This is a genomic window from Streptomyces capoamus, from assembly GCF_014654935.1.
GTDB classification, from domain to species: Bacteria; Actinomycetota; Actinomycetes; order Streptomycetales; family Streptomycetaceae; genus Streptomyces; species Streptomyces capoamus.
In genome coordinates, this window is sequence record NZ_BNBF01000036.1 from 22,284 (window position 1) to 29,658 (window position 7,375).

Below are 7,375 nucleotides of genomic sequence, written 5' to 3' on the forward strand. Positions count from 1 at the left end.
GGGTCGAGCAGGTGCGGCTCCGTCCGGGCGTCAAGCCCCACCCCGCCGGTGGCCTGACGCCTCCGTCGGGGTGCGGTGACAGGCCGGTTCATTCCTTGGCCGCGCCGTCCTTGTAGGGAGCCAGGAATGTGCTCAGCGCGTCGAGGAGGGCCTCTGGTGCCTCCTCAGGGACGAAGTGGCCGCAACCGGGAATGACGCGGGCGGTAACGTCCTCGGCGAACAGCCGCACCTCCTGCTCCAATCCGTCGCCGAGGGAGGCGGCGCCGGCGACGGCGAGCACAGGCATGGTGATCTTTCTCTGCTTACGCCGCGCGCTCTGTTCCATGACCTCGTCGAGGGCACGGTAATAGTCGAAGCTGGCGCGCAAAGCGTCGGGGCTGCTCTTGAGGCTGTCGACATAGACCTTGACGGCGTAGTCGGGGATCGAGGTGGGCGTGGCAGCTTTTGTGGCGAACTGATACCCGAAGTAGATCTCCTCCCGGCCCTCCACCAGACGCTCGTTGATGTCATGGGTCCGGTTGAAGGCGAAGTGCCACAGGAGGTCGTTCAGCCTGCGGTCGCCGAGCAGCGGCGGTGAGGGCGCGACTCCCGGGATGATGGCCTCCGAGCATGCGAATCTCTCGATTCGCTCCGGGTAGTCAGCAGCCATCGCGTACCCGGTCAGCATGCCGACGTCGTGGCCCACCAGCGCGAAGCGCTGGTGACCCAGTGCCTCCATGAGTCCGATGAGGTCACGGGCAACGGTGCCGGAGTCGTAGCCGCCCTCGGGCTTGTCAGACAGGCCGACGCCTCTGGGATCGGCCGCGACCACCGTGAAGTCGCGGGCGAGCGCTGGCATGAGGAATCGCCACGCATACCAGGTCTGCGGCCAACCGCAGAGCAACAGCAGGGCGGGTCCCCGGCCGCCGACGACCGCGTGCAGGAGCAGGCCGTCCACCTCGACGAGGCGGCTTTCGAACGTCTCCGTGAACCCTTGCGGCAGGTTCGGTACTCCGGTCACCGAGCCGAACCCGGTCGGCTTGTTCCCGCCGGTGGGGGCAGTGGTCACATGAGGCATGGCAGTACTCCCAAAATGTGGAGGGACTGGATCGGGTCTTGGCAGCCCAGGCACCAGCTGGACACCCGCTCATATGGCTGCGCCTCGCCCGGACCGCCTGCTGTGGTCGCGGGCGTGCGCCGGTGCGGCACGGGCCCTGCTCGGCGGAGCCTTTCGCGTCAACGTCTTCGTCGCCCCGTCAACAGATGGGCGGACGGTTTTGCGGCGGGCTTCTCCACGGGCCGGCCATCAGCCGGCCGCGCCCGCAGACGGGCACTGGCGGATGTCAGCCTTCTGGGGTGCAGACGCATGACTTCCGCGCTGCAGCCCGACCCGAGGATGCGATCGCCGGTGAGAAGTTCGACTTCGCCCCGTGTCTCGGCGCCGCGCACTCGCCACGGGCTCACGCTGGCGACGTCGTCGACGACGAATGCCGTCCCGGGGTTCGAGTGCCCGTTGCGCCACTTCTTCTGAAGCTGGTCATGCAGTCACCTTCTCTCCGCCGTCGGGGCCACGCACCCCGGATCCCCGCAGGGTGAGCCACGTCCGAGCCGGGGTGCTGTGCCTGCGGTCAGGCAGGCAGGACGGGGTAGTCGGTGTAGCCGCGGTCGTCACCGCCGTAGAAGGTGGCCTGGTCGGGGCTGTTGAAGGGGCCGCCCAGCTGCAGTCGGCGGGGTAGATCCGGGTTGGCCAGGAACAGCATGCCGAAGGAGATCATGTCCGCGGTGCCGTCCTCGATGAGGTTGAGCGCGTCGGGACCGGTGGGGTTCGGGTAGGTCAGCGGGTTGAGTATGAACGTGGTGGGCCAGGCCTTGCGCAGGCGACGGGCGAGCTCGCGGTCCGGGCCCTCCATCAGGTGGAGATAGGCAAGACCCAGGGGTGCGAGCTTGTCCACCAGTGGACCGTAGGTGGCGTCCAGATCCTGCTCGGCGATGTCGTTGTAGGGGTTGCCCGGAGACAGACGGATACCGGTGCGGTGGGCGCCGATCGCGTCCGCGACCGCCCGGGGCACCTCGAGGGCGAAGCGAATCCGGCCCTCGACAGTGCCGCCCCATGCATCGGTGCGCTGATTGGCGTTGGGGGCGAGGAACTGGTGGACGAGATAGCCGTTGGCGCCGTGGATCTCCACGCCGTCGAATCCGGCGGTGATCGCGTTGCGGGCGGCGGCGGCGAAGTCGTCGATGGTCTGCCAGATCTCGGGCTCGCTCAGCTCCCTGGGAGTCACCATGTCCTTCGGGCCCTCGTGGGTGAAGACCTGGCCCTTGGCGGCGATGGGGGACGGGGCAACCGGGACCATCTCGTCGGGCAGCAGGCTGGGGTGTCCGACGCGTCCGGTATGCATCAGCTGCGCAAAGATCACGCCTCCCTCGCGATGGACGGCGTCGGTCACCTCGCGCCATCCGGCGATCTGCTCGGGCGAGTGCAGGCCCGGAGTGTCGGGATAGCCCTGGCCGACCACCGACGGCTGAGTGCCCTCGGTGACGATCAGCCCGGCACTGGCTCGCTGAGCGTAGTACTCGGCCATCGAGGCGGTAGGGACAGCGCCGGAACCGTAGGCACGGCTGCGGGTCATCGGCGCCATGACGATGCGGTTGGCCAGGCGCTTGCCGCCCAGCAGGAACGAGTCGAAAGCAGTAGTCATGATCGGGCTCCTTTGATGAAAGGCGGGGTCAGGACGGACCGGGCCATTCGTTGCAGCTGTGTGTGCCGCATGCCATTTACCTGTCTGAACAAGTAAATGGCATCCTGTGTGTCCGCGTGAAGGGTGATGCGCGTCACCAGCCAAAGTGATGTGGGTGCGCCGTCCTTCCGGGATTTAGCCCACCGGGCAGTACCCTGATAACTGTCCGGACAGTGCATGGCCTCATAGGGAGGATGGACGTGGCGAGAAGTGAGCCGTCAGACCCAGACGCCCCGGCCACGGAGGAGGAAGTGCGCGGCGCCGCAACGGTCCCGCTTCCGTCCGCTGCCCGTACCGGCAAGGTCAGCCACGCGATCTTCCGGGTCGCGCGCCTGCACCGCATGCTGGCCGGCCAGCTCCTACGCCGTGCCGGCCTGCACCCCGGTCAAGAGCTGGTGATGATGCACCTGTGGGAGCAGGGCCCCCAACGCCAGACCGACCTCGTGCGCCTGTTGGACTCCGACGCCGCCACCATGACCCGCACCATCCGGCGACTGGAACGCGCGGGCTTCGTCCGCCGCCGCCCCAGCCCTACCGACAAACGCGCCGCGCTCATCGAGGTCACGCCTGCCGGCCACGCGCTGCGCACATCGGTCGAACGCCTCTGGGCCGAACTCGAAGCGCACACCCTCGGGGACCTCGGCCCCGAAGACCAGGACACCGCCTTGCGTGTCCTCGAACGCTTCGAGACGAACCTCACCCACTCCCCGCCGCCTACAGAGACCCCAGGCACGTCCTGACAAGCTGGGCGGCCCTCGCTTCCGCCGCATGCCCATACGCCCGCCTTACGGATCCGCGCGGTTACCGCTTCAGGATCATCTCGGGCAGACCGCCGCAATGTCCCGGCCACCGTGTGGCCGGCGGCCAGGCGTTAAGCGTCGCGTGGACCAGCCGCTACGGCATCATGGACCAGCCGCTACGGCATCAAGACGATCTTGCCGCGGTTACGGTGGGCCTCCAGGTCGGCGTGCGCCTGGGCGCCCTCTTCGAGCGGATAGGTCTTCCAGATCGGCAGGTCCAGTTTGCCGGCTGCGGTGAGCTCGGCGAGCTGCGGAAGCGCATCCAGCGCCCGCACTTCGGGAGTGCCCATCGCGAACGGCACGCCGTACTTCTCACCCTCAAGATCGGCCAGGTTCACCACCCGCTCGGTGCCCCCCGTGAGCTCGATGCAGCCGGGCAGCACGGCGGCACCGGCGGCGTCGACCGCGACATCCACACCGTCCGGAGCGCTGTCGCGGACCCGGCCCACCCAGCCGTCGCCGTACTCGACTGCGGTCGCGCCGTAGCTGCGCAGCCGCTCCAGGTCAGCAGCGTTCGCAGTGGCGATGACGCGCACACCCTTGGCGAGGGCGAGCTGGACGAGTACCGTCCCGACACTCCCGCCTCCCCCGACCACCACCATGGTCTCGTCGGCCTTCAGGTCCGCCAGGCGCATCGCGCGTACGGCGGTCTCACCGACGGTCCACAGCGACCCGGCGACCTCCCAGCTGACGTTGGCCGGTTTCGGGTGGTAGATGTGGCTCAGTACGAACTCGGCGGCGGCGTTGGCGGTGTAAGGGCCGCCATCGGACTGGCCGAATACCTCGTCGCCGACCTTGACGTCGGTCACGCCCGAGCCGACCGCCTCCACAACGCCCGCCACATCAAGACCCGGGATCAACGGGAACTCGGGCTCGTACCAACCGAGCTCACCCTTGCGCACCTTGTAGTCCACTGGGTTCAGACCGGCCGCCTTGACGACCATCCGCACCTGCCCCGGCCCGGGCTCGGGCTTCTCAAGCTCGACGACCTCCAAAACTTCAGGGCCGCCGAACCGCGAAAACGCTACTGCCTTCATGACACTTGACTTCCTGATGGTGATCTTTGATATGCGAGCCTGCATGTCCGCGCGCAGGACGAGGGACGGCCGGCCGCCGATCGGAACGTGCGAGGGACGAGCCTGCCGGGCGGCTAGAACATGCCGCCGTCGATCTGGAGGGTGCGGCCGGTCATGTAGGCGGCGTCGTCGCTGGCGAGGAAGGCGTAGGCGGCTGCGATCTCGGCGGGGTCCGCGAGTCGCCGCAGTGCCACCTGTACGTCGAGCCAGTCGGACATGGTCTGCTTCCCGACCAGCTGGGGGTGCTGGTAGCTGGCTCCGTGTTCGGCGGCCATGTCGGTGGCCGTGCCGCCGGGGGCGATGGCGTTGATGGTAATGCCGCGCTGTCCGAGTTCGGCGGAGAGGTTGAGGACCATCGCTTCCACGGCGGCCTTGGACGCGGCGTACAGGGTGTGTCCGAAGAACGCCTTCGAGGCGCTGACCGAGGAGGTGAGGACGATCCTGCCGCCTGTGCGCATGTGGGCGGCGGCGTGCTGGGCGGCGAAGAGCTGGCCGCGGGTGTTGACGGAGAAGACACGGTCGAAGTCGGCCGGGGTGATGTTCTCCAGTGCGTCGAAGTGCTCCACGCCCGCGCAGGAGGCCAGGACATCGAGCTGGCCGAACTCGGAGACAGCCCGGTCGATCAGGGTTCCCGTCTGGTCGGGGTTGGCCACGTCCGCCCGCAGCGCCATGGCCTTGTGGCCCTGGTCCGCCAGTGACCGGACCAGTTCATCGGCGGCTTGCTGGTTGCCGCGGTAGCCCACGACAACAGCTGCTCCTTCGGCCGCCAGGCGAGTGGCGACCGCCGCTCCTATGCCCCGGCTGCCTCCCGTCACCACCGCCACCTTGCCCACGAAACGCTTGTCGTCCGCTGTTGTCATGAGGGGTTCTTCCTTTCGCATATCCGGCCGGCCGACGGGCGCCCACCTCACGGAACGGATGGTGCGCCGCGTCGCCTGCACAACGACACTAACACCAAAGTGAAGGATTTCCTTCACTTAGGCTGGGGACGTACCCTCGACACACCGCAGCGATGAGAACAGCAGAGGTGGACACGGTGGCCAGCACTCCGAGCGGACCGCCGGCCCCGCGCCTGCGGGCCGACGCCGCGCGCAATCGCGCCCAGATCCTGGCCGCGGCCCGCGCCGCCTTCCGCGAGTCAGGTACCGCCGTCCCCTTGGACGAGATCGCGCGCCGCGCGGGAGTGAACATCGCCACCCTCTACCGGCGTTTCCCCGACCGCGACGCCCTCATCACCCAGGTGGTGGTGGACGGTTTCAGCCTGGTACTCGACACAGCTCGGGTGGCAGCCCAGACGGCGCAGACCGATCCGCTTGCAGCCGTTCAGTCCTTCCTGCAAGGAATGATCGACAACCGCGAACTGCTGTCCCTGCCACTCATCGGCGGGCCCATGACGAACGATCCGCATGCCCGCGACCTGCAACAGCACATCGCCGCCGCACTGGAAGAGATCCTGGCCGCAGGACGCAGCGCCGAGGTGCTCCGGCCCGACATCACCGCCGTGGACCTCATCGCCACAGCCGCGCTGATCTGCCGCCCCCTGCCCCACCTGCCCCCTGAGCAGGCCGCCACCCTCGCCACACGGCATCTCTGTGTCTTCCTCGACGGCCTGCGCCCGGAGCACACCCGCGCTCTGCCATCATCCCCCACCCACGAAGAGATAACGGCTCACCTCTTCACCGAAGAGACGACGTAGGCTCCTGAACGGGCATGCGTACGCACTCCGTACGCTCACAGGACGCAGTCCGTAAACGACACGACGGAGCGGGTGGCCACCCCCTCTGCTGGTGGCGACACCGCCGGCGAGCGCGGCCACCCGGGACGTCCCGTGCTCTTGTCCTCAGGCCTCCCAATGATGCCTATGCAGGTAGTCCTCCAGCGACAGCATCTGGGGACGAACTTCGCGCAGCCGGGTCACGTCGGCCTCGTAGCCGGCGGTCTCGAACCAGCGGTTCATCACGTACATCTCCTCCCCTTGCTGCTCTCGGAAGTCGTCCCAGGAAACGTGCTGCACCTCTACCGGCCGATGCAGCACCCGGGTGAAGACCTCGGCGGACCGCGTCATCGACAGCTCGTCCCCTGCGAGGTCGACGGACCGTCCCACCCACTGGTCGGGCCGGCTCAGGGCCAGCAGGGTGAACGCGCCGATGTCCTCGACGCTGACCTGCTGCAATGGCCGGTCGGGCGACAGGGGCGTCACCAGGGAGCCATTTACGATCATGTGCCGGGCTCCCTCCCAGTTCTCCATCAGGTACACCGGCCGCAGCACGGTGAAGGGAAGGTCACTCTGTTCGAGGTGCTGTTCGATCTCGTACTTGCTGTCGAAGTGGGGAATGCCGGTGTTCCTGTGGGCGCTGCCCACAGAGCTGAACACGAAGTGCTCCACTCCGGCTTCCGCCGCGAGGTCCACCATGAGCTTGCCCTGAGCCACTTCTCCCGCGTAGCCGGCACCGAAGTACTGGGTCACACAGAAGACGCTGTCCACGCCGGCCAGGGCCGCGCGCAGGGATGCAGCGTCCCCCAGGTCCCCGGCCACCACCTGCGCGCCCTGATCCGCCAGCACACGAGCGGCCTGCTTGCCCGGGTCACGTGTCAGGGCACGCACTGGCCAACCGGCCTGCAGGAGATGCCGGGCGACTGCTCCCCCTTGCTGGCCCGTGGCTCCCAGGACCAGCACCGTGAGGCGCCGCTCGTCCGCTTCTGATGTCATCGATAGCCACCTTTCGCCCGCTGTCGGCGTCTTTTGCGTGGGCAACCGCGCGACCAGCCGCAACCTCACATC

General features: G+C 68.0%; 7 protein-coding genes. 2 read left to right on the forward strand and 5 right to left on the reverse strand.

What is annotated here, in order from left to right:
• Positions 1 to 88: 88 nt before the first annotated feature.
• Together IE312_RS35030 and IE312_RS35035 are read right to left on the reverse strand one after the other, a co-directional pair.
• A complete protein-coding gene (locus tag IE312_RS35030) occupies positions 89 to 1,048 on the reverse strand; it encodes an alpha/beta fold hydrolase (RefSeq protein WP_370467668.1) in 960 nt (319 codons plus the stop codon).
• Between the two features lie 559 nt (positions 1,049 to 1,607).
• The gene (locus IE312_RS35035) at positions 1,608 to 2,678 is read right to left on the reverse strand and encodes an alkene reductase (protein WP_189986304.1); all 1,071 of its coding nucleotides are present in this window, start codon (positions 2,676 to 2,678) and stop codon (positions 1,608 to 1,610) included.
• A 239-nt stretch (positions 2,679 to 2,917) separates the two neighbouring features.
• Here IE312_RS35035 and IE312_RS35040 point away from each other — a divergent pair, with 239 nt between their 5' ends.
• Entirely contained in the window at positions 2,918 to 3,457 is a 540-nt protein-coding gene (locus tag IE312_RS35040) for a MarR family winged helix-turn-helix transcriptional regulator (RefSeq protein WP_370467670.1), read from the forward strand.
• A 176-nt stretch (positions 3,458 to 3,633) separates the two neighbouring features.
• Here the strand turns inward: IE312_RS35040 and IE312_RS35045 are convergent, their stop codons facing one another.
• Together IE312_RS35045 and IE312_RS35050 are read right to left on the reverse strand one after the other, a co-directional pair.
• Positions 3,634 to 4,554 carry an NADP-dependent oxidoreductase gene (locus IE312_RS35045; protein ID WP_229900809.1) on the reverse strand — a complete coding sequence of 307 codons (921 nt, stop codon included), beginning with the start codon at positions 4,552 to 4,554 and terminating at the stop codon, positions 3,634 to 3,636.
• Positions 4,555 to 4,667: 113 nt separating this feature from the next.
• Positions 4,668 to 5,453 (reverse strand): SDR family NAD(P)-dependent oxidoreductase, encoded by a 786-nt coding sequence (locus IE312_RS35050; RefSeq protein ID WP_189986309.1) that lies wholly within the window; start codon positions 5,451 to 5,453, stop codon positions 4,668 to 4,670.
• A 176-nt stretch (positions 5,454 to 5,629) separates the two neighbouring features.
• Here IE312_RS35050 and IE312_RS35055 point away from each other — a divergent pair, with 176 nt between their 5' ends.
• Positions 5,630 to 6,289: a TetR/AcrR family transcriptional regulator gene (locus IE312_RS35055; RefSeq protein ID WP_189986310.1), complete on the forward strand. Its 660-nt coding sequence runs from the start codon at positions 5,630 to 5,632 to the stop codon at positions 6,287 to 6,289.
• Between the two features lie 144 nt (positions 6,290 to 6,433).
• On the opposite strand, the gene IE312_RS35060 is transcribed toward IE312_RS35055, so the two are convergent.
• On the reverse strand, positions 6,434 to 7,375 hold a 942-nt coding region (locus IE312_RS35060), incomplete at its 5' end, for an NmrA/HSCARG family protein (RefSeq protein ID WP_189986312.1).